We start from the raw sequence: 26,979 nt of genomic DNA on the forward strand, positions 1-26,979 counted from the left end.
GAGCCTACTGCCCTTGCTTCAACAGCGGTGGCAACAAAAAGGACGCCCTAGCGCTTGAACAACTGCTTCAGCACATCGTTCATCGGCTGGCTGTCCTGCGAGGGCGGCGGAGCAACGTCGCTCTGCGCCGGCGGAGGTGCTGCGGCTGGCGGCGCGGCCGGGTCGGAGGATTTGTCCGGCAGGCTGCGGTTTTGGCCCAATCCCTGCAGCAGGTTGCCAAGGGTCTCCCCGAGCTTGCCGCTGAGCGCGCCGGACTGGTCGGTGCCGCCGCCCGATCCGGTGCCGCCGAGGTTACCGAGGTTGCCGAGAGCGCCACCCGCGAACAGGCCTTTGCCCATCTCCCTGAGCTTGGCATAGGCCGCATCGGGATTGTCGAAAATGCCGCTCATTTCCGGATAGATGCGCGGCTGGGCCCAGGGGCCGTCGATGATGACGGGGACGCCGAGCCCGACCGGGTCGCTGGCGCGGCCCTGGCCCTCGGTGGTCATCACGAGCTTCGGCTCGACCCGGAACGCCATCTGCTTGCCGATCAGGTCGATGGTGCCGGCGCCGGTCATCTTCACCAGCGGGCCCACCAGGTTGAGATCGGTGGTGGTGGCCTGGCCCTTGTCGATCCGGAACGAGGCGCTGAGCTGCGCCAGATCGGTGGCTTGTTCCTTGCCTTCCTGCCATCCCGACAGCGTTCCGGATGTCAGCGAGCGGACCATCTGGGCGACGTTGAGGCCGCGGATCGCGCCGTCCTGAAAAATAGCGAACACCGTTCCGCTCAAATTCGAGACGATCGCGAGCTGGCTGTTGCCGGAGGAATTCGCCACGATCTTGGCCTGCATTTTTCCGTCGAGCTTGTCGAAATCGGCCGCGCTCTTGAGCAGCGGCAGCGCACCGACCCCGGCAAGGTCACAGCGCAGCGTGTAGGCCGGATTGCCCGAGGATACATCGACGATGAGTTGACCGCTGGCCTGGCCGTCATAGGCTCCGAGATTGGCGAAGTCGGCCTTGAGCACGCCGCTGGCGAGCGTGGCGTCGATCGCCGCCGGGGCGAAATGCGCGGTGCCGATATTGAGCTCGGCGGCGGAAATCCTGACCTGGAGGTCGATATAGTTCAACCGGTTGACGTCGGTCGGTTCACTGCTCCAGCCCTGTTGGGAAGTCTGCGACGTGACGGGGGTGGCAGCTGCCGGCATCGCGACGGCAAGCCGCTGGAAGTCGAGATCGACTTTCACCAGCGGCTTGCTGGTGAGATCGACCGATGCCCAGCCATTGAACGCGCCATCGCCGATCGTTCCGGTCAGGCCGTTGATCATGGCGACCGAACCGTTGAGCCGGACCTCGGCCTTGGCCGACAGCGGGGCCTGCAGCAGATTTGGGTCCTCGAGGGTCAGTTCAACCGGAATGTTTTGCCGCTCGAGCGGCAAAGCCGGCACCGTCGCCTTGATCCCGAACTTGAGCGGGCGGTCGCCGGCGCCGGCACTGCCGTTGATCGTGATCCTGCGATCGCCGCCGATCCTGACATCGGCATTGATGCTGTCGATGCGGCTGTTGACCCGGTCCCGGACGTTGGAAAACATCGCGGTGCCGTCGGTGACCGTCACGTGATCGATGGCGAACGCCTTCGTGTCGGTCTTGCCGGAGGACGTCGGCGGAGGGGATGACGCAATGGGTGCGGCGGTGCGTTCGCGCAGCAGCGGGACGTAGACGGTCGGGTGAACGATCGCAAGCTCGGTGACTTGCGGATGACCCGACCATACGCTGCCAAGCGTCACGTCGGCCTCGACGCTGCCGACGGTCAGGCGCTTGCTGGTATCGCGTTGTTGCGGGTCCTCAAGCGTGAGGTCGTGCAACGTCACGTGCAGCGAGGGCCAGAGGCCGATTTTGGTCGCGCCGTTGATGGTCAGCCGATAGCCGGTTTCGCGTTCGACCTGGTCCTTTATCGTCGACGTCAGGAAGCCTGAGGGAATCCCGATGATCAGCAGCAATACCGCCGCAATGATCACGGCAGCGATGGCGGCGCCTGCGATTTTCAGTGCTTTCATGTCGTCGTTCCAAACCGGGCAAGCAGCATCGATTTTGGCCCCGCGACCGGGCGCGGCCAATCATTCAAGCTTATCCCGGAAAGGGGAAACAGCTCAAAGCAGCCGAAAATAATGCAGGGGTGCTGCAAAGTTATGTGACTTATGCCACACTTCGAGGGAAGCGGGTTTCGTACAATCCCTGTTGGCGATTTCGAACGGCCGGAAGGCATTGCAATGAGCAAACAGAGCGAATTTGCGGTTATTTTGAAGATGAATCCGATGTTCGCGGACCTCGGCGCCGACGAATTGCAGCGAATCTCCGGTCTTTGCCACACCCAGCAACTTCCGGCCGGCGGGGTGCTGTTCCAGAAAGGCGACAGCGGCGACGCACTCTATGGGGTGCGCCGCGGCCAGATCCGGATCGAAACCGGGGCCTCCGACGGCAGCCGCCTGACCCTGAATTTCATGGGTCCGGGCGATTTGTTCGGCGAGGTCGCGGTGCTCGACGGCGAGAGCCGCACCGCGGATGCGACCGCCGGCGAGCCGACCGAATTGTTCGTACTCCGGCGGGAAGACTTCCTCGCCCATCTCGAACGTGAGCCGCGCGTGGCGATCAAGCTGATCCAGCTCCTGTGCCAGCGGATTCGCTGGCAGAGCGAGCGGATGGAGGAATCGGTACTGCAGCCGCTGCCGGTGCGGCTGGCGCGGCGGCTCTGCGCGCTCGCCTCCGATTTCGGCTCCGAGGTGCATATTTCCCAGGAGCAGCTCGGCGTATTCGTCGGCGCTGCGCGCGAAAGCGTCAACCGTCAGCTGCAGCAATGGCGCAAGGACGGCATCCTGGACTTGCAGCGCGGCCGGATTTTATTGCGGAACATCGCCCGGCTGACCGCGGTGGCACGCAACGAATAGCGCGGGCTGCGGCGGTTCGCGGGGCGACCGCGAAAGCCGGGCATCCGGCATGCTGCGGATTCTCGGATGAGCGCTACTCCGCGGCCGGCGAATGCACGATGCTCGGCGGGGGTTTATGGTCGCCGGAATGATCAGCCGGCGGATGCTCGGCATCGGCGTTTGAAGACACCAGTTTCTTGCCCAAGCGCCAGAACAGCACGGCCAGATCGTCCATCATCATGAACATCGCCGGCACGAACACCAGCGACAGCACGGTGGAGAATATCAGGCCGCCGATCACGGCCAGCGCCATCGGCGAGCGGAATTCGCCGCCGGCGCCTTCCGCCAGAGCGCTCGGCGTCATGCCGGCCGCCATCGCAACGGTGGTCATGACGATCGGACGGGCGCGCTTCATGCCGGCATCGATGATCGCTTCGGCGCGGGGTTTGCCTTCGCGGATCGATTCGACCGCGAATTCCACCAGCATGATGGCGTTCTTGGTGACGATGCCCATCAGCATCAGCATGCCGATATAGACCGGAACGGTGAGCTGGTTACCGGTCAGCAGCAACGCCCCGATCGCGCCGCCGATCGAGAGCGGCAGCGAGAACAGGATGGTGATCGGTTGCAGGAACGTCCCGAACAGCAGCACCAGAACGGCGTAAACAATCATCAAGCCCAAAGTCATCGCGGTGACAAAGCCGCTCGCCAGATCCTTGAGGGCCTCGGCATCGCCGGAAGGAGCGACCGTGACGCCCTTCGGCAGGCTTTTCTTGACCGGCAGTTCGTCGATCCTCTTGGTGGCTTCACCCAACGCCGCCGAGCCGACGAGATCGGCCGCAACCGTCGCCTGGCGTTGCCGGTCGTAGCGATTGATGCTGGTCGGGCCCTGATCGAGCTTGATGTCGGCGACAACGGAAAGCGGTACGCCGCCCTTTTCGCCGTGCTCGCCCAAGGGGACCCTCAATTGCTCGAGAATCGGCAGATCGCCGCGCGCCGAATCTTCGAGTTGGACCCGGATCGGCACCAGCCGGTCGCCGGCATCGAACTTGGCAAGCGCCGGACCGACGTCGCCGATGGTGGCGACGCGAATCGTCTGCGACAGGCTTTCGGTGGAGACGCCGAGCCGCGCCGCCAGATCGGCCCGCGGCTGGATGCGAAGTTCGGGACGGTCGAGCGAGGTCTCGGAGATCACATCGGAGATCAGCGGAATCCGCTTCATCTGCGTCGCCAGTTCGTTGGCGACATTACCGACGATGTTGCTGTCCACGCCGGTCACCACCAGCGATATGGCGCGCTGGCCATTCTCGTCGAGGAACCAGTACCGGATGTCCGGAACGTTTTCGAGATCCTTGGCGATCGAAAGCTCAAGCTCGCGTTGCGTGACCTTGCGTTCGCCCTTCGGCGTATAATTGATGATCAACGCCGCGCGGCGTACTTCGAGCGTTCCCGGCGGCACCCGGCCACCATCGACGAACACGCTCTTGACCTCCGGCCGCTTGCGCAGACGCGAGACAATTTCTTCGGTGGTCTTCTCGGTGAAAGCGAGCTGCGAGCCGGGCGGCAGCTCCATTGCCAGCAGCGAGCGCGCGGCGTCCTGGGCCGGAAGGTAACCTTGCGGCAGTTGCGTAATGCTCCAGATCGAGGCTGCGAAAATTCCGAAACCGATCACGACGGTGATGAAATAGTGCTGCACCGACCAGGTAACCAGACGATGATAGGTTTGCAGTACGCGCCCCGGCGGCGGGTCTTCGTGCGTGTGATGCTTCATGAAATAGGCGGCCAGCATTGGCGTGACGAAGCGGGCCGCCAGCAACGAAAAGAATACCTGCACCGACACCGTGATGCCGAATTGCTTGAAGAATTGACCGGCGATCCCGGACATGAAGCTTGCGGGTGCAAAGATCGCGATGATGGTCAGGCTGATCGCGATAACCGCCAGTCCGATTTCGTCGGCGGCCTCGAGAGCCGCGCGATAGGGCGTCTTGCCCATCCGCATGTGCCGCACGATGTTCTCAATCTCGACGATGGCATCGTCGACCAGAATGCCGGTCGAGAGCGTGATGGCAAGAAAGCTGATGAGGTTGAGCGAGAACCCGAGGATGTCCATCGCCCAGAACGCCGGGAAAATCGACAGCGGTAGCGAGATCGCGGCGATGATGGTGGCACGAATGTCGCGCAGGAACAGCAGGACGATGATGACGGCAAGAATGGCACCCTCGAACAGTGTCCGGATCGCGGCCTCGTAGTTGCCCTTGGTGAAGTCGACCGACGTGTCGATCAGCTTGAGGTCGACATCGGGATACTGATCCTTGAGGGCATCGATGCGTTTCTGGATCGCCGCCGCGACGACCACGTCGCTGGCGCCCTTCGAACGCTTGATGCCGAGCGCGACCACCGGTTCGCCGTTGAAGCGGGCGAATGTCCGGCGGTCGGCGATAGTGTCGGTCACGGTCCCGAGATCGTCCAGGCGCACTTCGCCGCCGCCGAACAGCGGAATCATGGTTCCGGCGAGATCGTTGAGCGTCTTGGCGCCCGCCAGCGTCCGGATGGCCTGATCGTTCTTTCCGATCTCAGCCCGGCCACCGGCAAGGTCGACATTGGTGCCGCGCAGGCTTTGGCTGACGTTGACAGCGGTCAGGCCGGCGGCCTGCAACCGGTCGGGATCGAGCGACACCTGGATTTCGCGCTCGACGCCGCCGATGCGCTCGACCTGTGCGACGTTGCGCACGCCCTGCAGCGCGCGCTTGACGACGTCGTCGACGAAGTAAGACAACTGTTCGGGAGTCTTGCCGGGCGAGATCGCGGCATAGGTGACGATCGGCAGGCCGATCACGTCAACGCGCTGAATCAGCGGCTCATTGACGTTTTGCGGCAGGTTGCTGCGAACGCTGGTAACCGCATCCTTGACGTCGTTCAGCGCCCGGTCGGTGTTGGTTTCGAGCGCGAACTCGATCGTCGTCACCGACAGTCCGTCGGTGATCGAGGATGAGATGTGCCGCACACCCTCGACGCCGGATACGCCGTCTTCGATGGTCTTGGTAACCTGCGATTCCAGTTCGGCCGGGGCGGCGCCGAATTGTGCCACCGCAACCGAAATCACGGGGATATCGGCGCTGGGAAGGCGCGTCACCGCAAGCTTGGTGAAACTCATCCAGCCCAAAACCAGCAGGATGATCGAAAAAACGATGGACGGAAGCGGGTTTCGAATCGACCACGCCGAGATATTCAGAGCCATCAACGTCCCCGCGTTCGATCGAGGTCCTCGGCGAATATGGTCTTGATCTGGTCGCCGTCATGCAGCGAACTGCCGGCGTCGGCCACGACGACTTCGCCTACGTCGAGGCCTTCGAGAATTTCCGTCGAGGTGTCGGACACCAGCCCAACCCGGACTTTTCGCGTCTCGATCGTGTTCCCTTTGACCACCTGAACGGTCAGATGGTCAATGGCGGTACGCGGGACCGCCACTCCATTGCAGCTTTGTTTGGCGTTGATGTTGGCGCGGGCGAACATGCCCACCTTGAGGGACGGGTTGTTGGTGAGCGATATCCTGACATGGCCGAGTTGGGTCGCGCGATCGATCTGCGGCGATACCAGCCTGACGCGCCCGACAAGGTCCGGCGCGTTGTCCCGGCTGATCCGCACTATCGCCCCCGGATTGAGCTTCATCATGTGGAAGGCGGGCACTTCGGCGTCGAGTTCGACTTCGTTGTTGACGGAAATTCGAAACATCGGGCCGGCCTGCGGCGAGGCCGGCGCTCCGACGATGGTGTTGACCTGGATCACCAGTCCGGCAGCCGGCGCGCGCAACGAGGTCGGTGCAGACCGCGCGCCGCCGGCGGGGGCGCCAGGCTGCGCCGGTGGGGGCGTCAAGCGGGCCAGTTCCTGATTGTCGGTAACCGTGTCGCCTTCACGGACCAGAAGATCGGAAACCTTGGATCCCTCCTGGTCGACCCCGACGACCGCTTCCCGGCGGGGCACGACAAATCCGGTGACCCGGACCAGGTCGGAGAAACAGGCATTGGTGGACTTGGTCACGACAACAAGGGCGTTGCCCGGTGTTTCCTTGTCTTCGGCGCGGGGACGGTGCTCAAACCAGTACCATCCGCCGCCCAGTGCAATCACGGCAACCGCTGTTATCGCAGGTTTGAGGTATGCGGAGGGCGTCATCGCCGGATCAATCCAAGCCTGTGTCGGGAGGAGCCGGGTCTGTGCCAGCGGTCTGTGCCAGCGCACCATCCCTGAATGACGAAGAATGCGTCCCGCAAGGCTGCGGGACGCATGAAGGTTGCAGAACTTTATTCAGCGCCGGCACCCGTTCACTTGGACGCGGTGGTCTTGTTCTCCATATTCACGACCTGCACGCGGCGGTTCTCCTCAGCCAGCGGGTCGTTCGGGTTCTTGAGCTTGGTCTTGCCATATCCGACGGTCACGAGATCGGGGCCGGCGATGTTGAACTTGCTCATCAGGTAACGCTTGATCGAATCCGCGCGCCGCTCGGACAAGTCCTGATTGAAGGCATCGCCGCCGGCAGCATCGGTGTGGCCCGCGACGAGAAAGGTCGATCCCTTCAGGTCGGGATTGGTAAGCGCTCTTCCGAGAGCCTGAACCGCAGGCAATGATTTTGCGCTGATATCGGCTGAATTGTAATCGAAGGTGATTTCAAGATCGATATTCGGCTTGTCCTTGACGATGGTGGCGATTTCTTCCCGCTCGGTGTTCGAAAGCGAGCGTGTCGTCCGGTTGCGAATGGTATTAACAAAACGCCCTTCGGCGGCGATGGCCTCCGGATCGGCCTGGGGCCCTACTGACAAGCCCCTGGTGAGCACCGGCTTGACCGGAACCAGCGCCTTGACGATTTGATCCTCGGTGACGTCGCCGGCGACGGCTCTTCCCACCCCTACGGAAAGTGCCACGCCAATCGTCACGATCGAAAGGATCGCGGTAAGAGTTCTCCTTCCAGACATTTTCGACATTTCCCAGTCCTCCTGCGCTGCCCGCGCTGTTCAAATCGATTTGCAAACAAGCTGCCGGACAATCCGTCGCGGCCGGTTCTTCCGAATCTTGGCTACTTCTTCCTTTGTCTCCGGTGCAGGCCTCGGGTTCGAGGAAACACCGGCATTCCCACTCAAATTAGCGTCAATTTACCCCGTAACTCGCAAATTCCTTAGCAATATTTGGATCCATGGCTTTGGCGTTGGATATGTCCAGGTTGCCCTCGGCCATTGCGCCATTGCGTTGCTTGGCAAGGCCGCGCCCGTATAGCGACGAAGTCAGCCTCGGATTGATCTTCAGCGCGGCGTCGAAATCGGCAATCGCATTCTTGGTCTGCCCGCTCTTCAGATTAACCAGGCCGCGGCTGTCGAGGGCGTCGACAAAGTTCGGGCGCAGCCGAAGCGCCTCGTTACAATCCTTCAAGGCCGCCTGCAGGTCGCCGATCACCGTGCGCGCCCAGCACCGGTTGTTATAGGCTTCGACGTCCTTGGGATTGAGCCGCAGCGAGTCGTCGAAGTCCCTGATTGCAAGGCTATAGGCTCCCTTGCTGGCATAGACCTGTCCACGCCGGTAAAGCGAGGCCGCATCGTCCGGATTATCGACGAGCTTGGCCGTCAGGCTTTTGATGGTCGGGTCATCGTCAAATGTGTCATTTCTGTCCACCGGTGTGACCGGTGGCGTGACGGGGGCAGCGACCGGTGGAGGAGCAACCGGAGGAGGAGCGACTGGCGGGGCGACCGAGACCTCCGGCGATTTTGGAGGCAGTGGCGGCAACGGTGGCGGCAATGGCGGTGGTTCGCGGGGCGGCGCGGGGATCGACGCCACCGGACCCGGACCGGGCGGCCGCGGGCTGGAACCCGGTGCGCCCGGGATAAACGAAAAATCCTCGGCCAAGGACGACGAAATCCAGGGTACCTGCTCAAGGCGGGACGCGCGGGTGACGCCGACGCGGGTTCGATTAAGCGTCTCTTCGGCCATCAGGTCGGGAACGCGAATTTCCTTGAGCAGCTCCTGCACGAAAAGGCTGTGGTCGCCGCCATTGTCTGAAACGACCGAGCTGAGCGCCGCCGAGTACATCACCAACGTTCCGTTCGGCGCGATCACCGGGGCAAGACCGGCCGAAAAACTGCGGAATCGGCGCTCGAAGGGATTGCGCCTGCTGGCGTCGATCAGCGCGATTTTGACGCCGGCACCGCGGCTGTTGATTTCGCCCAGCACCGTCTCCAGGCTAAAACCATCGCGGCGGACGTCCGGTTCGGTCCAGATCTGCGCATCGACCGGGATCATGTAGCTCTGGCGGCCGGACTGCACGCCGAATCCGCTGAAGAAAATCAGCGCAATCGAGCCGGGCTTGATGTGTCCGTAGAGCCGATCGAAGGCGCGGCGCATGTTTTCGCCGGTCAGGTTTTCTCCGATATCGACGTTGAACCCGTCGCGCTTGAGCTCGTCGGCGACGTCGCGGGCGTCGTTTATCGGCTCCTTGAGCGGGGCATCGGCGTCAGGATATTTCGCGTTGCCGATCACCAGGGCGAACCGGTCGGCTGCGGCCGACGGGGCGGCGGGCGCGACCGCAAAAATCAAGATCAGAAGCAGTGCAAGGCGCATTCTCATACGACGGCAGTCCAGCCCACAGGGCGCCGGTCCGAGCTTGCGCCGCGGCGACCTTACCCCACGCAAACCGCATTATCAAACCGGCCTACCGAGTCCTGTCAACTGTCACAAAGCCGCTGATAACAGTGACAATTAACCGCGACGGTGCATCGCAGAACCTTACTCGAAATCGGTCAACGGGACAGCCGCCGAGTCACGCATTTCGCGCCGCAATAACCTAATGTGATGAATATCACATAGGAGAATAACGCATCCGCGCGGGTTTGACCTTTGTCAATGACGGTGGCTTGGTGCGACGATCGGTCATAGGCCCCGAAAATCAGTGCCGAGAAGCTGGCGCCCAAGAAAAGTGAAGCCGATGGGAAACGTCTACGAAATTTACGCGCTCCGCTACGCAACCATGTCGCCGCGCACGCCCCAGATGAATTATCTGTTGCCGGATCCTCACGAGAGCACGGCCTCGGATCTCGATTACTTCGTCTGGCTGATCCGGGGTGGCGGCCGCGATATTCTGGTCGACACCGGCTTCAATGCCGCCGAGGCGCAGGCGCGAAACCGCAAGCTGACGCTCAATCCGGTCGATGCGCTGGCGCGCTTCGATGTCCGCGCCGACGACATCAAGGATGTGGTCGTCACCCATCTGCATTACGACCACGCCGGTAATCTCGATCGTTTTCCCAAGGCGCGGTTCCACCTGCAGGATCGCGAGATGAGCTTCGCCACCGGGCGCTGCATGTGCTTCGGGACTTTGCGTCATCCGTTCTCGGTCGAGCACGTCACGCTGATGGTCCGCCACGTCTATGGCGAGCGCGTCACCTTCCATTCCGGCGACGGCGAGGTGGCGCCGGGTGTAACGGTGCATCGGGTCGGGGGGCATTCCGATGGCTTGCAGGTGGTGCGGGTCGAGACCGCGCGCGGGCCGGTGGTGCTGGCGTCGGATGCGGCGCATTACTACGGCAATCTGCATCGCCGCAGTCCGTTTCCGATCGTCTATAACGTCGGCGATATGTGCGTAGGCTGGGAAATCGTCGAGCGTCTGGCCGGCCATCCCGACCGCGTCATTCCCGGGCACGATCCGCTGGTTACCGAGATCTATCCGCGCGCCGGCGACAAGGCCGATGCCTATTCGTTGCATCTGCAGCCTTCTCGCTCTTTCGTCAAATAGCCCCGGCGAACCGAAAACAATGTCACCAGCCAGCACCGTCGGCTTTATCGGTCTCGGCGTGATGGGCGAGCCGATCTGCCGCAATCTCGTCAACAAGAGCGGCGCAGCCGTGATTGCGTTCGACCTGTCGCAGGCGGCACTGTCGCGGCTGCGCGCGGAAGGCGCGGCCATTGCCGGCTCGGTCGCCGAAATCATCGACAAAAGCGAAATCGTGTTCCTTTGCCTTCCCAGCGCCAAACATGTGCGCAGCGTGTTCGAAGGCGACGGCATCCTGAAAAATATCCGGACAGGTCAGGTCGTGGTTGATCTCGGGACTTCATCCGTGAAGCTCACGCGCGATTTCGCCAGGCAGTTGCAGGCCAAGGGCGCACGCTGGGCTGACGCGCCGATCGCGCGCACCCGTCAGGCCGCGCAGGATGGCACGCTCAGCGTTATGGTCGGTGCTACGCCGGAATTATTCGCCCGTATCGAACCCTTGATCCGCTGCTTTGGCACCGACGTCACCAATTGCGGCGGCGTTGGAGCGAGACAAGTAACGAAAATCCTCAACAACATGGTGCTGTTTGAAACCGTCAACGCACTGGCCGAGGCGGTTGCGGTGGCCAAACGCAACGGTGTCGATCCGGCCTTGCTGCTGGATACCTTGTCGAAAGGCTCGGCCGACAGTTTTGCGCTGCGCAATCACGGCATCAAGGCCATCGTAACAGGTAATTTTCCAGAGCGCGCGTTTTCGACCGAGTACGCGTTAAAGGATCTGTCCTATGCACTGGAACTGGCCGATGATGCCGGTATCAAGATCCGCGGCGCCGAATTGATCGGCAAGGTTTTGCAGGAGGCGATCGATGCCGGGTCGGCGGATGCGTATTTTCCGGTGATCGCGAAGCATATCGGTGGAGGGAGCAAGTCATGATCGACCGTTTTGCGGGCCTGACGCCAACCCGCAGCCGCGCCGTCGTTCACGATGGCCTTGTGTTCACCGTGGCGGTCGCGCCGGATCCCGTGACTTCCTCGATGTACGAACAGACCGTCAAGGCGCTCGCCCGGATCGACGAAAGTCTTGCTTTGTGCGGTTCCGACAAGAGCAGGATCCTCTCCGCCATCGTCTACATCACGGACATCAAGCGGAAAAGCGAGATGAACCGCGCCTGGGACGAATGGGTCGATGCGAAGAATCCGCCGATGCGGGCCTGCATCGGTGTCGATCTCGAACCTCCGCACATCGTGGAGATCGTGGTGACGGCCGCGAAATAAGCCTGCCATGCGTCATTGGCGCGAGGCGAAGCAATCCATGGCAGTTCATCGCGTGCAAGCGCGCAGGGAAACGGGGTCCGCGTTCAATACACCTCCCGGCCGCCTGCTTGCTCGCTGTTCCGCGCGAGATCGAGACTGTCCTCGATCTTGCCGATCAGGCGCGCCAACTCCTTGCGTTCCGCCGCCGAGAGGCACGACAAAATCTCCTGCTCCTTGCGCAACAGGCGCGGAATCAACTCCTGGTACAGCGTCCTGCCCTTCCGCGTCATGCGCAAGACGAATTCGCGGCGGTCGTCTTCATTCTCGACGCGCTCCACGAGTTGCCGTTTCATCAGCGCGGTGACGGCCCGGCTGATGGTGGACTTATGGGTGCGGGTGCAATGCACGATGTACTGCGCGCTGCAGGCCTCGTTGCGGAAGCCGAGCGTCGCCAACACGCGCCATTCCGGGATATCCAGCCCGTAGCGCGTTTTATACTCGCTGGATAGCGCGGCGCTGACCTCGGCCGCCAGCCGGTTCAGCCGGAACGGCGCAAACCTGAAGAGATCGAGTTTGGAGTTTCCTTTGGACGCGTTTTCGTCCCGCCAACCGGTACCTGCTTCGCCTGCCAACGCTTTTATCAAAAATCGCTCCAATGGCAGTTGACGCCGGAACGCCGGAGGCGTTTAGATAGTTGCATATGAGACCATCTTAGCTTGGACGGATTACCCTGGCCAGAGCAATGTGAGCGGATGGCGCAGCAGTCCAAAACCCAGTTTGGCTATCGCCGGCATCCCGATCAGGATCGCGCCGTTACTGATCCGGCCGGGCATCCGGTCGTGGTGGTCGGCGCCGGGCCGGTGGGACTGTCGCTGGCGATCGATCTGGCGCAGCGCGGGCAGCCGGTCGTGCTGCTTGATGACGCCGACCGGATCGGCGAGGGATCGCGCGCGATCTGCTTTTCCAAGCGCGCGCTGGAGTACTGGGATCGGCTGGGCGCCGGCCAGCGCATGGTCGACAAGGGCGTGGTGTGGAGCGTCGGCAAGATTTTCCACGGCGCGTCGCAGCTCTATCAATTCAACCTGCTGCCGGAGCAGGGACACAAGCGGCCCGCCTTCATCAACCTGCAGCAATTCCATGCCGAAGCCTACCTGGTCGATCGCGTCCGAGAGCTACCGGCGATCGACCTGCGCTGGCGCAACAAGGTGATCGGGCTGCAGCAGCGCAATGACCATGTGGTGCTGACCATTGAGACGCCGGACGGGCCCTATCCGATGCACGCGCATTACGTCGTCGCCTGCGACGGGGCGCGATCGTCGTTGCGGCAGATGGCCGGCGCCGAATTCGCAGGGCAGGTGTTTGAGGATCAGTTCCTGATCGCCGACGTCAGGATGACGGCGGAATTTCCGACCGAACGCTGGTTCTGGTTCGATCCGCCGTTTCACGCCGGCCGGTCGGCCCTGTTGCACAAGCAACCGGACGATATCTGGCGGATCGATCTTCAACTCGATCCGGATGCGGACCCCGCCGTCGAGAAGCGGCCGGAAAACGTGCGGCCGCGGATTGCGCGCATGCTCGGGCACGACAAGTTCGATTTCGAATGGATATCGCTCTACAAATTCCAGTGTCGGCGGATGGACAAATTCATCCATGGCCGGGTGATGTTCGCCGGCGACGCCGCGCATCAGGTCTCGCCTTTCGGCGCGCGGGGCGCCAATTCCGGGCTGGAAGACGCCGAGAACCTGGCATGGAAACTCGACCGCGTATTGCACGGGAGTTCGCCGGAAGCGTTGCTTGACACCTATCACGTTGAACGCAGTGCCGCCGCCGACGAGAATATCCGGGAATCCACCCGCTCGACCGATTTCATGGCGCCCGGTTCCCGCCAGGAGGCGCGGCTGCGCAAAGCGGTGCTGTCGCTCGCCAGGGAGACCGAATTCGGCAAACGCATGGTCAATGGCGGAAGGCTTTCGGTTCCCTCGACCTATGACACGCCGCTTTCGACCGCGGATACCGAGGCATGGCGCGGCGGTCCGGTCCCCGGCGCCTCGATACCGGATGCACCGCTTGGCGCACGGCCCGGCGGTCCGACATTTCTGACCGAAGCCTTTATTCAAACGGGAACGCGGTTCACGCTGCTCGCGTTTGCCAATGGTGCTGCGGTCGATCCGCCCGATGGCATCGGCGTGATCCATATCGGTGTCAATGATGGCGATCTGGTCTGGACACGCTACGATGCAGAGCCGGGCACGGCCTATCTGTTGCGGCCCGACGGCTATGTCGCCGCGCGTTTCCGGCATCCGACCCGCGCCGCACTCGACACCGCATTGGCGCGGGCTGCCGGCATCAATTGAGGTTACCCATGGCGCTGTCCACGAGTTCGAATTTCGCCAAGCCGGATGACGCGTTTCGTGCCGTTGTCGAAGCGCATCGTGGCTTGAGCGACGAGCAAAGCGCCGATCTCGATGCGGCGCTGGTTCTGATTCTCGCCAATCACATCGGCGATCTCGAGGTGCTGCGTGAGGCGATCGAGCTTGCCAGACGGCGGATGGTGGATGCCAGCCAGCAACAACAACAGCAACAGCAATAAGCGCAAAGGGAATCGAACCGATGGCCAGGGGTTTTGCATCCACGACCGACATGGCGGAGAAGAAAATCACCTTCTCTGAGATCGGCACCGATCTCTATGCCTTCACCGCCGAGGGCGATCCGAATTCCGCTGTCATCGTCGGCGATGACGGCTGCATCGTATTCGATGCCCAGGCGACGCCGGCGATGGCCAACAGGGTGATCGAACGGGTGCGCACCGTCACCGACAGGCCGATCAAATATGTGGTGCTGTCGCATTATCATGCGGTGCGGGTGCTCGGAGCCTCCGCCTACAAGGCGCAGGCCGTGGTTGCGTCCGCAGAAACCTATCGGCTGATCGAAGAACGCGGCCAGCAGGATTGGGATTCGGAATATGGTCGCTTTCCGCGGCTGTTCCAGGATGCCCAGAGCATTCCCGGCCTGACCTGGCCGACGCTGACTTTCGAAGGCGCAATGTCGATCTATCTCGGAAAGCGCGAGGTGCAGTTGCTGCAACTCGGCGCGGGACACACTTCGGGCGATATCGTCGCCTGGGTGCCGGATGCCGAGGTGATGTTTTCCGGCGACCTGATCGAATATCATTCGGCCTGCTATTGCGGCGACGCGCATTTGCGCGAATGGCCGACGACGCTGAACGAAATTCGCGCTTTCAATCCCAAGGCGATCGCGCCGGGGCGCGGCGATGCGCTCAAGGGCCTGGCTACCGCGCGCGACGCCATCGCGATGACGCGCGATTTCGTCACCACGCTGTTTGGCGCCGCCGAGACCGCGGTCGCCAAGGGCCGCAACCTCAAGCAGACCATGGCGGCGGCGCGCGAGGTGATGGACCCGAAGTTTTCGAGTTTTGCGATCTACGAACACTGCCTGCCATTCAACGTCTCGCGCGCGTTCGATGAAGCATCGGGAATAGACGATCCCGTGATCTGGACCGACAAGCGCGACCAGGAAATGTGGGCGGCCCTGCAAGGAGGATGACCATGAATATCAGTACATCGCCGGACGTTATCAGCCGCAGCTCCGTCAATATCACGCCGGGCTACATGTCCGGCTTCGGCAACAGCTTCGAGACCGAGGCGCTGCCCGGCGCGCTGCCGATCGGGCGCAATTCGCCGCAGCGCTGCGCCTATGGGCTTTATGCCGAGCAGCTATCCGGCTCGCCGTTCACCGCGCCCCGCGGCAGCAATGAACGCTCATGGCTATATCGAATCAGGCCTTCGGTGCGGCATTCCGGACGCTTCGCCAAGGTCGATGCCGGACTGTGGCGCACCGCGCCGTGTCATGAATATGAGTTGCCGATCGCGCAATTGCGCTGGGATCCGGCGCCAATCCCGAAACAGGACATGACGTTCCTGCAGGGCGTGCAGACCATGACCACGGCTGGCGACGCCAACACCCAGGCCGGCATGGCGGCGCACGTCTATCTCATTACGCAATCGATGGTCGATCAGCATTTCTACAACGCCGACGGCGAGATGATGTTCGTGCCGCAGCAGGGCAAGCTTCGTTTCGTCACCGAGTTCGGCCGCATTGATGTCGAGCCGGGCGAGATCACCGTGATCCCGCGCGGAGTTAAATTCCGCGTCGAGATCACAGCCGGTGCTGCCCGCGGTTACCTCTGTGAGAACTACGGCGGCGCCTTCACGCTGCCGGAGCGCGGCCCGATCGGCGCCAATTGCCTCGCCAATGCGCGCGATTTCCTCACCCCGGTCGCGGCCTATGAAGACAAGGACACGCCGAGCGAATTATTCGTCAAATGGGGCGGCTCGCTGTTTGTGACCAGATTGCCGCATTCGCCGATCGATGTGGTGGCGTGGCACGGCAACTACGCGCCGTACAAATACGACCTGCGCACCTTCTCGCCGGTCGGCGCCATCGGGTTCGACCATCCCGATCCGTCGATCTTCACCGTGCTGACGTCGCCGTCGGAAACCGCGGGCACGGCGAACATCGATTTCGTGATCTTCCCGGAGCGTTGGGCAGTGGCGGAAAACACCTTCCGCCCGCCCTGGTACCACATGAACATCATGTCGGAGTTCATGGGGCTGATCTACGGCGTCTATGACGCCAAGCCGCAAGGTTTCACGCCCGGCGGCAGCAGCCTGCACAACATGATGCTGCCGCACGGCCCGGACCGCGAAGCCTTCGATCACGCCAGCAATTCGGAGCTGAAGCCGGTCAAGCTGACGGGCACCATGGCCTTCATGTTCGAGACCCGCTATCCGCAGCGCGTCACGGCGCATGCCGCAAAGTCATCGACATTGCAGGATGACTACGCGGATTGCTGGAAAGGACTGGAAAAGCGGTTCGATCCGAACCGGCCGTGAGACTATTTCCGTCATTCCGGGCGCGCACTCGCGCGAGCCCGGAATCCATAACCACGACTAGAAGCATGGATTCCTCGATGCGCAATTGCACATCTGAGGTCTGCGCCTTGCGGCGCATCCCGAAATGACGAACTCGATTGGAGAAATATGCCCCATTCCAACGATCTCGGCCTCCGCTCTTTCATCGAAGTCGCCCCTAACTCGGATTTCCCGATCCAGAATCTCCCTTACGGCGTGTTCTCTGCACGGGACGGAACAGCGCCCCGCGTCGGCGTCGCGATCGGCGATTACGTACTCGATCTCTGGGAACTCGGACAGGACGGGCGGCTGGGTGTCAGCCAACTGGATGTCTTCGCGGCACCGATGTTGAATCCCTTCATGGCGCTGGGGCCGAAAGTGTGGTCGCGCACCCGCGCGCGGATCAGCGAGCTGTTGCGTCATGACAATCCTGAACTGCGCGACAACGCCGCCTCGCGCGACCGCGCGCTGGTGCCGATGGCGAACGTCACCCTGCATCTGCCGCTCGCGGTCTCGGGCTACACCGATTTCTATTCGTCCAGAGAACACGCCACCAATGTCGGCGTCATGTTTCGCGGCAAGGACAATGCGTTGCAGCCGAACTGGCTGCATATGCCGATCGGCTATAACGGCCGCGCCTCCACGGTTGTGGTCAGCGGCACCAAGGTGCGCCGGCCGCGCGGGCAACTAAAGCCGCCGAGCGCGGAGCTGCCGTCATTCGCGCCCTGCAAGCGGCTCGATTTCGAACTGGAAATGGGCGTCGTGGTCGGACAACCGTCGCCGATCGGCGAGATGCTCACCGAGAAGCAGGCCGAAGAGATGATCTTCGGTTTTGTTATTCTGAACGACTGGAGCGCGCGCGATATCCAGCAGTGGGAATACGTGCCGCTTGGCCCATTCCAGGCCAAGGCGTTTGCGACCTCGATCAGCCCGTGGATCGTGACACGCGAGGCGCTGGAGCCGTTCCGCGTGCACGGCCCCGTCCAGGATCCAACGCCGCTGCCCTATCTGCAGCAGGCTCAGCCAAACAACTACGACCTGCAGCTCGATGTCGGCTTGCGCGCGCCGTCGATTAGGCAAGCCGCCAATATCTGTCGCACCAATTTCAAATACATGTACTGGTCGTCGGTGCAGCAGCTGATGCATCACGCCTCCTCCGGCTGCGCCATGAATGTCGGCGATCTCCTGGGGAGTGGCACCATCAGCGGTCCCGACAAGCACCAGCGCGGCAGCCTGCTGGAAATTAGCTGGAACGGCACCGAGCCGATTGAACTCTCCGGCGGCGTGAAGCGGACCTTTCTCGAAGATGGCGATTCGCTTGTCATGCGCGGCTGGTGCCAGGGCGACGGCTACCGCGTCGGCTTTGGCGAGGTCGAGGGAACGATAGTGGCGGCGGAATGACGGTACCGGAGGTCTAGCGCGTCTCCGGCGGAATACCTGCTATCTTCGCCGAATGCGCGGCGATCTCGTCATGGCTGAACGACAGATGGACGCGTTTGGTCGATGGCGGGTGCTTCCCGACCGACACGCCGAGCCGCCACTCCTTTGCCGGCCGGATCGGCCGCGGGGCGAAACCGCCACCGCAGTTCGGGCACACGTCATGCAGCTGGGTCTCGACGCAATCGGCGCAAAACGTGCACTCATAACTGCAGATGCGCGCTTCCGTTGAGTTTGGCGGAAGATCCTTATCGCAATATTCGCAATTGGGTCGAAGTTGCAGCGCCATAGTTGCCCCCAGGTAAAACCTCTCCCACCGGGGAGAGGGAACCCACCGTCATTGCCGTGCCATCGAGTCAATCTTCAATCAGTAGATCTGAATTGCATGATCGCAAATCGGTCGCCTGAACCGAATGACGAATATCCCTCGATTTCGGCCATCCAGTTCAGCGCAAGGATTTCAGCGGCAGCTTTTGCGTTTCCTTCAGGCGATCGAGCACGATCGAGGAGCGCACATGCGCCACGCTCTGGTGCGGCATCAGCACGTTGTTGACGATATCCGACAGGCTCCTGAGATCGCGCAGCACCGCCTTCAGGAGATAATCGGCGTCGCCGGTGAGCGAATAGGCTTCCTGGATATCGTCGACGCGATTGACCAGCGCGCGAAACCGCTTGGCGTTGTCAGGTGAATGGGTTGCGAGCGTGATGTGGATGAAGGCGATGACCCCGAAGCCGAGCGGCTCGCTGGCAAGGTCGGCGTGATAGCCCGATATGACCTTGTCCTCCTCCAGCCGCATGCGCCGCCGCGAGCATTGCGACGCCGACAGGCCGGCGATGTCCGCGAGCTGCTGGTTGGTCAGGCGGCCGTCATCCTGCAGCGCAGCCAGGATTTTGAGGTCGAAGCTGTCAACTGATATCATGCGTAAAATACCATATTTATGCACGGATTGTGCATATTGCTAGCACAATTGGCTTCGTTTGCATACACTTTGCGCATCGAACGGCTGATCATCCATGCGAGCAAATCAGGAGATCCGCCATGGGTCCATTTCCGCACGACGTGCCGGCCGCCACGGTTTCCGCCGACAACCCGATGGGCACCGATGGTTTCGAGTTTGTCGAATATGCGCATCCCCGTCCCGAAGAACTGCACGCGCTGTTCAAGCTGATGGGCTATCTGCCGGTGGCGCGGCACAGGACGAAAAAGATCACGGTCTATCGTCAGGGTGACATCAATTACCTCATCAACGAGCAACCGGGCACCCACGGCTTCAACTTCGTCGCGGCGCACGGTCCCTGCGCGCCGTCGATGGCGTTTCGCGTGGTCGATGCGAAGCGGGCGTATCAGCGTGCGGTGTCGCTTGGCGCGGAACTCGCCGACATCTCCTCCGCGCAGAAGACGCTCGATGTTCCCGCCATCAAGGGCATCGGCGGCAGCCTGCTGTATTTCGTCGATCGTTATGGCGCCAAGGGTTCGGCTTACGACACTGAATTCGACTGGTTGGGTGCCGAAAACCCGCGGCCCGAAGGTGCCGGGCTGTTCTATCTCGACCACCTCACCCACAACGTCCATCGTGGGCGAATGGATGTCTGGACCGGTTTCTACGAGAAGCTGTTCAACTTCCGCCAGATTCGCTTTTTCGATATCGAGGGCCGCGCGTCCGGCCTGTTCTCGCGGGCGCTCACCAGTCCCGACGGCAAGATCCGGATTCCGATCAACGAGGATGCCGGCGATTCCGGTCAGATCGAGGAATATCTCAACGTCTATCGCGGCGAGGGTATCCAGCATATCGCCTGCGGTGCGAAGGATATCTACCGCACCATCGAGACGCTGCGTGCCGACGGCCTGCCGTTCATGCCGCCGCCGCCCGCCGCCTATTTCGAGAAAATCGACACGCGCCTGCCCAGGCATGGCGAGGACGTTGCGCGGCTTAAGCGCGATGGCATCCTGATCGACGGCGAAGGCGTGGTCGAAGGCGGCCATACCAAGGTGCTGCTGCAGATTTTCTCGGCCAATGCCATCGGGCCGATCTTTTTCGAATTCATCCAGCGCAAGGGCGATGACGGTTTTGGCGAAGGCAACTTCAAGGCCCTGTTCGAATCGATCGAGGAAGACCAGATCCGTCGCGGCGTGCTGAAGGTAGAAAACGCGGCGTAAGAAACTATGTCGTCCCGGCCTCCGAGCCGGGACCCATACGCCGTGACCTTGCGTGAGGCCGATGTGGTAGACGCCCTCTTTCTCCTCAACGCCCGGGATTATGGGTCCCGGCTCGGAGGCCGGGACGACGAGGGAATTACCTCCCGCTCTGCCACTCCCGCGTGACGTCGGCGATGTCCACCGATGCGGCGTCACGGATCGCCGAGGGGGTGCGCGAAAAGCGAGGCGCGGGCGCTGGCTGGGTGACGCCATGGCGGGTGACGAAAGTCTCGCGCGCCTTCATGTGCGGATGTTCCGGCGCTTCTTTCATGGTCAGAATAGGGGCGAAGCAGATGTCAGTGCCTTCCATGATCGCGCACCACTCGTCGCGGGTCTTGCTCTTGAAAACATCTGCCAGTTTCCGCTTGAGTGCCGGCCATGCCTTGCGGTCCATCTGATGATCGAAATCGGCGTCCGAAAGGCCGGCGTGCTGGCGCAGCAACGCGTAGAATTGCGGTTCGATCGAGCCGATCGAAATGAACCGGCCGCAGCCGCACTCATAGACGCCATAGAAATGCGCGCCGCCGTCGAGGAAGTTGCTCTCGCGTTGCTCGGTCCACCGGCCCGCGGCCGTCATGTCGAAGAACATCGACATCAACGAAGCTGCGCCGTCGCACATCGCAGCATCCACCACCTGTCCGTTGCCTGATTTCTGTGCTTCCAATAACGCAGCGAGCGCGCCGACCAAGAGGTAGAGCGCGCCGCCGCCGAAATCGCCGACCAGATTGAGCGGCGGGACCGGCTTGTCCTTGCCGCCGATCGCGGCCAGCGCGCCGGTCACCGAAATGTAGTTGATGTCGTGGCCGGCGGCCTGCGCCAGCGGACCCTGCTGGCCCCATCCGGTCATGCGGCCGTAGACCAGACGCGGATTGCGCGCCAGCACGACATCGGGTCCGAGCCCCAATCGCTCCATCACGCCGGGCCGAAAGCCTTCGACCAGCGCATCGGCATTGGCCAGGAGGTCGAGCACGCGCGCGACCGCGGCCTTGTCCTTCAAGTCAAGTTCGACGACCTTTCGTCCGCGCCCCGCCACCGACTTCAAATTCTTCTTCGCGCCGACGCGATCGAGCGTGATTACTTCGGCGCCCATGTCCGCCAGCATCATGCAGGCAAAGGGACCGGGCCCGATGCCGGCAAATTCGACAATACGAAAGCCCGCCAGCGGACCGGAGGTGCGGGTGGAGGATTGTGGAGCTGATTTATCGAGCACGTTGTTTTTCCGTCAATGAAACAGGAAGATCATGAAGTTGCGGAAGTCTTGCTGCCATGGCTTCCAGGGTCGCTCAAGGTGACCTTGGCGGCGTCCGCCCACAGTTTGGCATTCTGCTTCTGGCGTTCGGTGCCGGTGCCTTCTTCCGCTATCTTGCGCCCGAGCGCGACAAAGACCGGAATTTCTTCGTCACGCATCGGCTTGGCAGCTTGCTTGCGGGTCATCGCCTTCTCGATGTAAGGCGCGAGCTCTTCCTGCTTCCGCTTTTCCAACTCGATCTCGCGTGCCCTGAATTCCGGCATCACTTCCCCGGCGAACAGCTCCAGCGCCTCGCAGATATCCTTATGTCTGTTGCGCCCGCCCTGCTGGATGAACACGGTCTGGTCGACGCCCGACTCCTCGAAGTGCCGCAGATGGGTCCGCAACTGGTCCGGCGTGCCGATGCCGTGATCGGCCCCGGCGGGCGGCAACGCATGCCGGGCCTTTTCGAAATTGGCCCAGATGTCGGTGCGTCCCGGTTTGTGCTCGCCGAAGATATAATGATGCGCGAGGCCGTAGCGGAAAAACCGCAGGCCATCCTCGCCACGGCGGCGCGATTCCATTTCATCGGGATGCACCGAGAAGCCGGTCACCATCGCGACGTTGGGATTGACCGCGTGGCCGATCGGAACGCATTCCTCTTTGAAGATGCGGTAGTAGTCGTCGACCCATTGCCGGGCCTCGCGCGGATCGACAAACGCGAAAGTCAGCGCCCCGATGCCGCAACGCGCCGCCATCTTGATGGTCTCGCGATTGGAGCATGCAACCCAGAGCGGAGGATGCGGCTTCTGTAGCGGCTTCGGCACAACGTTGCGGCATGGCATCTCGAAGAACTCGCCCTTGAAGCCGGGATAGGGGTCCATCGCCAGCATGTCGGTACACTGCTCGACGCCTTCTTTCCACATCCGTCGCTTCTCGACCGGATCGAAACCGACGTTGAAGCCGCCGAGTTCCATCAGCGACGCACTCTCGCCGGTGCCGAATTCGACGCGGCCGTTGGAGACCAGATCGAGCGTGGCGATCCGCTCGGCCACCCGCGCCGGGTGATTGTATTTCGGCGGCATCAGGCAGATGCCGTGGCCAAGGCGGATTCTGCTGGTGCGCTGCGAACAGGCCGCGAGGAATATTTCGGGCGCGGAGGAATGAGAATACTCCTCGAGAAAATGATGCTCGACTTCCCAGGCGTAATCGATGCCGAGTTTATCGGCGAGCTCGACCTGATCGAGCGCCTCCTGAAACAGCCGGTGCTCGTCGCCGTCGTTCCACGGCCGCGGCAACTGGTGTTCGTAGAAAATCCCGAATTTCATGGGCGCTCCCGAAATGCTTGTTTTGAGGAAATTGTCTAGCGTTGCGGGGAGGGTGGCAAGCAGCTTTTGATGCGAATATGGCTAAACAGAAAGCGGCGCGCATTGTTGCGCGCCGCTTGCTTTAACGAGAAGAAGCGATCAGCCGGCGTCGGCGACCGCGCGCTGCGCCATCACCTTGATCAGGTTGGCGCGGTAGGCCGACGATCCATGGATATCGGTCAAAAGCCCGTCGGCGGAAATCTTGACGCTGTCGAGCGCGCCCGCAGACCAGTTGGCCTTGAGCGCCGCCTCGATCGCCGGTACCCGCATGACGCCGTTCTGGGAGGCGCCGGTGGCGGCGACACGGACGTCACCCGCCTTGGTCTTGACCACGAACACGCCGGTCAGGGCAAAGCGCGAGGCCGGATGGCGCATTTTCGAATAACCCGCCTTGGCCGGAACCGGGAACGACACGGCCGTGATGATTTCGTCGTCCGCCAGCGCGGTTGCGAACAGACCCTTGAAGAAATCATCCGCCGCTATCAAGCGCTTGTTGGTCTTGACGGTAGCACCGAGCGCCAGCACCGCGGCTGGATAATCCGCGGCCGGATCGTTGTTGGCGATCGAGCCGCCGATGGTACCGCGATAACGCACCTGGGGATCGCCAATCACGGACGTCAGATGCACGATCGCAGGGATCGCCTTCTTGGCGTCGGCGCTCTGCAGGATGTCGAAATAGGTGGTCGCGGCCTTGATGGCCAGCGCATCGGCTGAAAGCTCGATACCGACCAGTTCCTTGATCTTTCCAAGGTCGATCACGTCGGATGGCGAGGCCAGCCGCTGTTTCATGACCGGGATCAGCGTGTGGCCGCCGGCCAGATATTTTGACTCGGCGCCCTTGGCGAACAAGGCGGCAGCTTCCGCGACCGTGGAGGGGCGATGATAGGTTGTCTCGTACATGGCTGTATTCCCTCTCAACCGTGAATGGCGTGCCACACCCGGTCGGGTGTTGCCGGCATTTCCAGTCTGTTGTTTCCGATCGCATCGGTGATGGCGTTGATGACCGCGGCGGATGCGCCGATTGCACCGGCCTCGCCGCAACCCTTGACGCCCAACGGATTGCCCGGACACAGCGTCGTGGTGTGGGACAGTTTGAACGACGGCAGATCGTCCGCGCGCGGCATGGTGTAGTCCATGAACGACGCGGTCAAGAGCTGGCCACTAGCGTCGTAAACCGCACCTTCCAGCAGGGCCTGCCCGATGCCCTGGGCAAGACCGCCATGCACCTGGCCTTCGACGATCATCGGATTGATCATCCGGCCAAAATCGTCGGCGGCGACGAAGTTGACGAATGAAGTCTTGCCGGTGCCGGCATCGACCTCGATTTCGCAGATGTAGGCGCCGGCCGGGAAGGTGAAGTTGGTGGGATCGTAGAACGCGCCCTCCTTGAGGCCGGGCTCCATGCCGTCGGGCAAATTATGCGCCGTGTAGGCGGCCAGCGCCACCATCGGCAGCGCGATCGACTTGTCGGTACCGGTGACCTTGAACTCGCCATTCTCGATGACGATGTCGGCTTCGGAAGCCTCAAGCTGATGCGCGGCGATTTTCTTGGCCTTGGACTCGACTTTCTCCATCGCCTTGAGGATCGCCGTCAAACCGACAGCGGCGGAACGCGAACCGTAAGTGCCCATGCCGAATTGCACCTTGTCGGTGTCGCCGTGGACGATCTGGACCTGGCTGATCGGAACGCCCAGGCGTTCGGCGACCAACTGGCAGAAGGTGGTCTCGTGGCCCTGGCCGTGACTGTGCGAACCGGTAAGGATTTCGATGGTGCCGACCGGATTGACGCGGACTTCCGCGGATTCCCACAGGCCGACGCCGGCGCCCAGGCTGCCGACCGCTTTGGAAGGCGCGATGCCGCAGGCCTCGATGTAGCAGGACAAGCCGATGCCGCGGAGTTTGCCTTCCTTTTTGGCCTTGTCCTTGCGCGCGGGGAAGCCCGCGTAGTCAATCGCCTTCAAGGCGGAGTCGAGCGAGGCGCCGAAATCTCCGACGTCGTAGGCCATGATCACGGGGGTCTGGTGCGGGAAACTGGTGATGAAATTCTTGCGACGCAGTTCCGCCGGATCGACCTTCAATTGCCGCGCCGCGGTCTCCATCAGCCGTTCCACCACGAAACTGGCCTCGGGCCGGCCCGCGCCCCGGTAGGCGTCGACCGGGACGGTGTTGGTGTAGACGCTGATCACCTCGGCGAAGATGTTGGGGATATTGTACTGACCTGACAACAGCGTCGCGTAGAGGTAGGTCGGCACCGACGACGAGAACAGCGACATGTAGGCGCCGAGATTGGCGTGGGTCTTCACGCGCAGCCCGGTGATCTTGTTGTTCTTGTCGAAAGCAATCTCGGCCTTGGTGATGTGATCGCGGCCATGGGCATCGGTCAGAAAGGCTTCGGAGCGATCGCCGGTCCATTTCACCGGCCGCCGCACCTTCTTGGAGGCCCATAGCGCCACCATCTCTTCGGGATAGATGAAAATCTTCGAGCCGAAACCGCCGCCGACATCGGGCGCCACCACCCGCAGCTTGTGTTCCGGGGCGATGTTGTAGAAAGCCGACAGCACCAGACGCGCGACATGCGGATTCTGCGACGTCGTGTACAGCGTGAAATGCTCTTCGGCGTCATTATATTCTGCAATCGCCGCGCGCGGCTCCATCGCATTCGGCACCAGCCGGTTGTTGGTGATGTCGAGCGCGACGACATTCGCGGCCGATTTGAACGCCGCCTCCGTCGCCGCCTCGTCGCCGATGGTCCAGTCGTAGATCACATTACCGGGGGCTTCCGGATGAAGCTGCGGTGCGCCCGGTTTGATCGCGGCGCGAATATCGGGAACCGCCGGAAGCTCCTCGTAATTGACGATGACGGCTTCCGCGGCATCCTTGGCCTGGTTCTTGGTCTCGGCGATCACCACCGCGACCGCCTGGCCGACGAAGCGCACCGTCTCCGGCGCCATCGCCGGCCACGCACCCATCTTCATCGGCGTGCCGTCCTTGGATGTGATCGCCCAGCCGCAGATCAGATTGCCGACCTTGTCGTCGACGATCTGTTGTCCGGTCAGCACCCCGACCACGCCGGGCATTTTCATCGCCGCCGCCGAGTCGATGCTCTTTACTTTGGCATGCGCATGCGGGCTGCGGACAAAGTGGGCGTAGGTCATGCCTTGAAGCTTGATGTCGTCGACGTAGCGGCCTTTGCCTGTGATGAAACGGCGGTCTTCCTTGCGCACTACGCTTGCGCCAATGCCTTCAACGCCCATGTCCTGTTCTCCCAACCGGAATTTTGTTTTCCGCCATTTCCTTTGAAATTCGGCGGTCTTGAATTCAGCAATCGGTGGTCTTCAAGGCCGCTATTCCGCGGCTTGCGAAACCTTCATGCGGCCGGCGGCGTCGAGCACCGACTTGACGATGTTGTGGTAGCCGGTGCAACGGCAGATATTGCCTTCCAGCTCGTGCCGGACGGTGTCCTCGTCGAGCTTGCCGCCATATCGATGGACGATATCGATCGCCGACATGATCATGCCCGGCGTGCAATAGCCGCATTGCAGCCCGTGATTGTCGCGGAAGGCCGACTGCATCGGGTGCAGTTCGTCGCCCTTCGAGATGCCCTCGATGGTAGTGACGTTGGCGCCATTGGCCTGCCCCACCAGGACGGTGCAGGATTTGACCGCCCGGCCGTCGATATGCACGACGCAGGCGCCGCATTGGCTGGTATCGCAACCGACGTGGGTGCCGGTCAGGTTCAGATGGTCGCGCAGCAGATGAACCAGAAGAGTCCGGTCCTCGACATCGGCCGAGACCGTTTTGCCGTTCACCGTCAATTTGACTGTAGACACGCGTAATACCTCCCGATGCTCTTTAGTTATTCCAATTAGAAACAGGGGTGGGGGACTTTGCAACTGGGAATTTGGTCGCGGAGGTCAT

General features: G+C 62.0%; 23 protein-coding genes. 10 read left to right on the plus strand and 13 right to left on the minus strand.

Annotated elements, in window-relative coordinates:
- Window positions 1-47: 47 nt before the first annotated feature.
- Window positions 48-2,033, minus strand: a complete 1,986-nt coding sequence (locus E7813_RS23160; protein WP_291577607.1) for an AsmA family protein — start codon at window positions 2,031-2,033, stop codon at window positions 48-50.
- Between the two features lie 213 nt (window positions 2,034-2,246).
- Between E7813_RS23160 and E7813_RS23165 the strand changes: the two genes are divergently transcribed.
- Window positions 2,247-2,921, plus strand: a complete 675-nt coding sequence (locus E7813_RS23165; protein ID WP_291577608.1) for a Crp/Fnr family transcriptional regulator — start codon at window positions 2,247-2,249, stop codon at window positions 2,919-2,921.
- A 73-nt stretch (window positions 2,922-2,994) separates the two neighbouring features.
- Here the strand turns inward: E7813_RS23165 and E7813_RS23170 are convergent, their stop codons facing one another.
- The 4 genes from E7813_RS23170 to E7813_RS23185 all read right to left on the minus strand — a co-directional run bounded on the left by E7813_RS23170 (window position 2,995) and on the right by E7813_RS23185 (window position 9,506).
- Window positions 2,995-6,138 (minus strand): efflux RND transporter permease subunit, encoded by a 3,144-nt coding sequence (locus E7813_RS23170; protein WP_291577609.1) that lies wholly within the window; start codon window positions 6,136-6,138, stop codon window positions 2,995-2,997.
- On the minus strand, window positions 6,138-7,070 hold the full coding sequence (locus E7813_RS23175; RefSeq protein WP_291577610.1) for an efflux RND transporter periplasmic adaptor subunit: 933 nt from the start codon (window positions 7,068-7,070) through the stop codon (window positions 6,138-6,140). The genes E7813_RS23170 and E7813_RS23175 overlap by 1 nt, the downstream gene beginning before the upstream one ends.
- Before the next feature lie 149 nt (window positions 7,071-7,219).
- Window positions 7,220-7,867: an OmpA family protein gene (locus E7813_RS23180; protein ID WP_291577631.1), complete on the minus strand. Its 648-nt coding sequence runs from the start codon at window positions 7,865-7,867 to the stop codon at window positions 7,220-7,222.
- Between the two features lie 172 nt (window positions 7,868-8,039).
- Window positions 8,040-9,506: a caspase family protein gene (locus E7813_RS23185; protein WP_291577611.1), complete on the minus strand. Its 1,467-nt coding sequence runs from the start codon at window positions 9,504-9,506 to the stop codon at window positions 8,040-8,042.
- A 358-nt stretch (window positions 9,507-9,864) separates the two neighbouring features.
- Between E7813_RS23185 and E7813_RS23190 the strand changes: the two genes are divergently transcribed.
- Genes E7813_RS23190 through E7813_RS23200 form a run of 3 tightly spaced genes read left to right on the plus strand, consistent with a single transcriptional unit; the run spans window position 9,865 to window position 11,922 of the window.
- Complete coding sequence (locus E7813_RS23190) at window positions 9,865-10,671, plus strand: N-acyl homoserine lactonase family protein (RefSeq protein ID WP_291577612.1); 807 nt, start codon at window positions 9,865-9,867, stop codon at window positions 10,669-10,671.
- 19 nt (window positions 10,672-10,690) lie between these two features.
- Entirely contained in the window at window positions 10,691-11,581 is an 891-nt protein-coding gene (locus tag E7813_RS23195; RefSeq protein WP_291577613.1) for an NAD(P)-dependent oxidoreductase, read from the plus strand.
- Window positions 11,578-11,922 carry a RidA family protein gene (locus E7813_RS23200; protein WP_291577614.1) on the plus strand — a complete coding sequence of 115 codons (345 nt, stop codon included), beginning with the start codon at window positions 11,578-11,580 and terminating at the stop codon, window positions 11,920-11,922. The genes E7813_RS23195 and E7813_RS23200 overlap by 4 nt, the downstream gene beginning before the upstream one ends.
- An 83-nt stretch (window positions 11,923-12,005) precedes the next feature.
- Here the strand turns inward: E7813_RS23200 and E7813_RS23205 are convergent, their stop codons facing one another.
- Entirely contained in the window at window positions 12,006-12,533 is a 528-nt protein-coding gene (locus E7813_RS23205) for a MarR family transcriptional regulator (protein ID WP_291577615.1), read from the minus strand.
- Window positions 12,534-12,653: 120 nt separating this feature from the next.
- On the opposite strand from E7813_RS23205, the gene E7813_RS23210 reads away from it, so the two are divergent.
- The 5 genes from E7813_RS23210 to fahA all read left to right on the plus strand — a co-directional run bounded on the left by E7813_RS23210 (window position 12,654) and on the right by fahA (window position 18,233).
- Window positions 12,654-14,255: an FAD-dependent oxidoreductase gene (locus E7813_RS23210; RefSeq protein WP_291577616.1), complete on the plus strand. Its 1,602-nt coding sequence runs from the start codon at window positions 12,654-12,656 to the stop codon at window positions 14,253-14,255.
- Between the two features lie 8 nt (window positions 14,256-14,263).
- Window positions 14,264-14,491 carry a DUF2783 domain-containing protein gene (locus E7813_RS23215; RefSeq protein WP_291577617.1) on the plus strand — a complete coding sequence of 76 codons (228 nt, stop codon included), beginning with the start codon at window positions 14,264-14,266 and terminating at the stop codon, window positions 14,489-14,491.
- A 20-nt stretch (window positions 14,492-14,511) separates the two neighbouring features.
- The gene (locus E7813_RS23220) at window positions 14,512-15,465 is read left to right on the plus strand and encodes an MBL fold metallo-hydrolase (protein ID WP_291577618.1); all 954 of its coding nucleotides are present in this window, start codon (window positions 14,512-14,514) and stop codon (window positions 15,463-15,465) included.
- A 2-nt stretch (window positions 15,466-15,467) separates the two neighbouring features.
- Window positions 15,468-16,814 carry a homogentisate 1,2-dioxygenase gene (gene hmgA / locus E7813_RS23225; protein ID WP_291577619.1) on the plus strand — a complete coding sequence of 449 codons (1,347 nt, stop codon included), beginning with the start codon at window positions 15,468-15,470 and terminating at the stop codon, window positions 16,812-16,814.
- 147 nt (window positions 16,815-16,961) lie between these two features.
- Window positions 16,962-18,233 carry a fumarylacetoacetase gene (fahA, locus tag E7813_RS23230; protein ID WP_291577620.1) on the plus strand — a complete coding sequence of 424 codons (1,272 nt, stop codon included), beginning with the start codon at window positions 16,962-16,964 and terminating at the stop codon, window positions 18,231-18,233.
- A 13-nt stretch (window positions 18,234-18,246) separates the two neighbouring features.
- On the opposite strand, the gene E7813_RS23235 is transcribed toward fahA, so the two are convergent.
- Both E7813_RS23235 and E7813_RS23240 read right to left on the minus strand, forming a co-directional pair.
- Window positions 18,247-18,558: a DUF1272 domain-containing protein gene (locus E7813_RS23235; RefSeq protein ID WP_291577621.1), complete on the minus strand. Its 312-nt coding sequence runs from the start codon at window positions 18,556-18,558 to the stop codon at window positions 18,247-18,249.
- A gap of 157 nt (window positions 18,559-18,715) precedes the next feature.
- Entirely contained in the window at window positions 18,716-19,189 is a 474-nt protein-coding gene (locus E7813_RS23240) for an Lrp/AsnC family transcriptional regulator (protein WP_291577622.1), read from the minus strand.
- Window positions 19,190-19,308: 119 nt separating this feature from the next.
- Here E7813_RS23240 and hppD point away from each other — a divergent pair, with 119 nt between their 5' ends.
- Window positions 19,309-20,427, plus strand: a complete 1,119-nt coding sequence (gene hppD, locus E7813_RS23245) for a 4-hydroxyphenylpyruvate dioxygenase (RefSeq protein ID WP_291577623.1) — start codon at window positions 19,309-19,311, stop codon at window positions 20,425-20,427.
- Window positions 20,428-20,563: 136 nt separating this feature from the next.
- Here the strand turns inward: hppD and E7813_RS23250 are convergent, their stop codons facing one another.
- The 5 genes from E7813_RS23250 to E7813_RS23270 all read right to left on the minus strand — a co-directional run bounded on the left by E7813_RS23250 (window position 20,564) and on the right by E7813_RS23270 (window position 26,891).
- Window positions 20,564-21,676: a CaiB/BaiF CoA-transferase family protein gene (locus E7813_RS23250; RefSeq protein ID WP_291577624.1), complete on the minus strand. Its 1,113-nt coding sequence runs from the start codon at window positions 21,674-21,676 to the stop codon at window positions 20,564-20,566.
- Window positions 21,677-21,705: 29 nt separating this feature from the next.
- The gene (locus tag E7813_RS23255) at window positions 21,706-23,022 is read right to left on the minus strand and encodes an LLM class flavin-dependent oxidoreductase (RefSeq protein ID WP_291577625.1); all 1,317 of its coding nucleotides are present in this window, start codon (window positions 23,020-23,022) and stop codon (window positions 21,706-21,708) included.
- Between the two features lie 138 nt (window positions 23,023-23,160).
- Window positions 23,161-23,961 carry a xanthine dehydrogenase family protein subunit M gene (locus tag E7813_RS23260; protein ID WP_291577626.1) on the minus strand — a complete coding sequence of 267 codons (801 nt, stop codon included), beginning with the start codon at window positions 23,959-23,961 and terminating at the stop codon, window positions 23,161-23,163.
- A 14-nt stretch (window positions 23,962-23,975) separates the two neighbouring features.
- The gene (locus E7813_RS23265; RefSeq protein ID WP_291577627.1) at window positions 23,976-26,315 is read right to left on the minus strand and encodes a xanthine dehydrogenase family protein molybdopterin-binding subunit; all 2,340 of its coding nucleotides are present in this window, start codon (window positions 26,313-26,315) and stop codon (window positions 23,976-23,978) included.
- Window positions 26,316-26,405: 90 nt separating this feature from the next.
- Entirely contained in the window at window positions 26,406-26,891 is a 486-nt protein-coding gene (locus tag E7813_RS23270) for a (2Fe-2S)-binding protein (RefSeq protein ID WP_291577628.1), read from the minus strand.
- Window positions 26,892-26,979: the final 88 nt, after the last annotated feature.

The organism is Bradyrhizobium sp. (genome assembly GCF_004799405.1).
Taxonomy (GTDB): Bacteria; Pseudomonadota; Alphaproteobacteria; order Rhizobiales; family Xanthobacteraceae; genus Bradyrhizobium.

What these genes read in the sequence shown, in the direction of transcription:
- E7813_RS23160 (WP_291577607.1), bottom strand. Translation starts at nt 2,033, where the DNA reads ATGAAAGCACTGAAAATCGCAGGCGCCGCCATCGCTGCCGTGATCATT.
- E7813_RS23165 (WP_291577608.1), top strand. Translation starts at nt 2,247, where the DNA reads ATGAGCAAACAGAGCGAATTTGCGGTTATTTTGAAGATGAATCCGATG.
- E7813_RS23170 (WP_291577609.1), bottom strand. Translation starts at nt 6,138, where the DNA reads ATGGCTCTGAATATCTCGGCGTGGTCGATTCGAAACCCGCTTCCGTCC.
- E7813_RS23175 (WP_291577610.1), bottom strand. Translation starts at nt 7,070, where the DNA reads ATGACGCCCTCCGCATACCTCAAACCTGCGATAACAGCGGTTGCCGTG.
- E7813_RS23180 (WP_291577631.1), bottom strand. Translation starts at nt 7,867, where the DNA reads ATGTCTGGAAGGAGAACTCTTACCGCGATCCTTTCGATCGTGACGATT.
- E7813_RS23185 (WP_291577611.1), bottom strand. Translation starts at nt 9,506, where the DNA reads ATGAGAATGCGCCTTGCACTGCTTCTGATCTTGATTTTTGCGGTCGCG.
- E7813_RS23190 (WP_291577612.1), top strand. Translation starts at nt 9,865, where the DNA reads ATGGGAAACGTCTACGAAATTTACGCGCTCCGCTACGCAACCATGTCG.
- E7813_RS23195 (WP_291577613.1), top strand. Translation starts at nt 10,691, where the DNA reads ATGTCACCAGCCAGCACCGTCGGCTTTATCGGTCTCGGCGTGATGGGC.
- E7813_RS23200 (WP_291577614.1), top strand. Translation starts at nt 11,578, where the DNA reads ATGATCGACCGTTTTGCGGGCCTGACGCCAACCCGCAGCCGCGCCGTC.
- E7813_RS23210 (WP_291577616.1), top strand. Translation starts at nt 12,654, where the DNA reads ATGGCGCAGCAGTCCAAAACCCAGTTTGGCTATCGCCGGCATCCCGAT.
- E7813_RS23215 (WP_291577617.1), top strand. Translation starts at nt 14,264, where the DNA reads ATGGCGCTGTCCACGAGTTCGAATTTCGCCAAGCCGGATGACGCGTTT.
- E7813_RS23220 (WP_291577618.1), top strand. Translation starts at nt 14,512, where the DNA reads ATGGCCAGGGGTTTTGCATCCACGACCGACATGGCGGAGAAGAAAATC.
- hmgA (WP_291577619.1), top strand. Translation starts at nt 15,468, where the DNA reads ATGAATATCAGTACATCGCCGGACGTTATCAGCCGCAGCTCCGTCAAT.
- fahA (WP_291577620.1), top strand. Translation starts at nt 16,962, where the DNA reads ATGCCCCATTCCAACGATCTCGGCCTCCGCTCTTTCATCGAAGTCGCC.
- E7813_RS23235 (WP_291577621.1), bottom strand. Translation starts at nt 18,558, where the DNA reads ATGGCGCTGCAACTTCGACCCAATTGCGAATATTGCGATAAGGATCTT.
- E7813_RS23240 (WP_291577622.1), bottom strand. Translation starts at nt 19,189, where the DNA reads ATGATATCAGTTGACAGCTTCGACCTCAAAATCCTGGCTGCGCTGCAG.
- hppD (WP_291577623.1), top strand. Translation starts at nt 19,309, where the DNA reads ATGGGTCCATTTCCGCACGACGTGCCGGCCGCCACGGTTTCCGCCGAC.
- E7813_RS23255 (WP_291577625.1), bottom strand. Translation starts at nt 23,022, where the DNA reads ATGAAATTCGGGATTTTCTACGAACACCAGTTGCCGCGGCCGTGGAAC.
- E7813_RS23260 (WP_291577626.1), bottom strand. Translation starts at nt 23,961, where the DNA reads ATGTACGAGACAACCTATCATCGCCCCTCCACGGTCGCGGAAGCTGCC.
- E7813_RS23265 (WP_291577627.1), bottom strand. Translation starts at nt 26,315, where the DNA reads ATGGGCGTTGAAGGCATTGGCGCAAGCGTAGTGCGCAAGGAAGACCGC.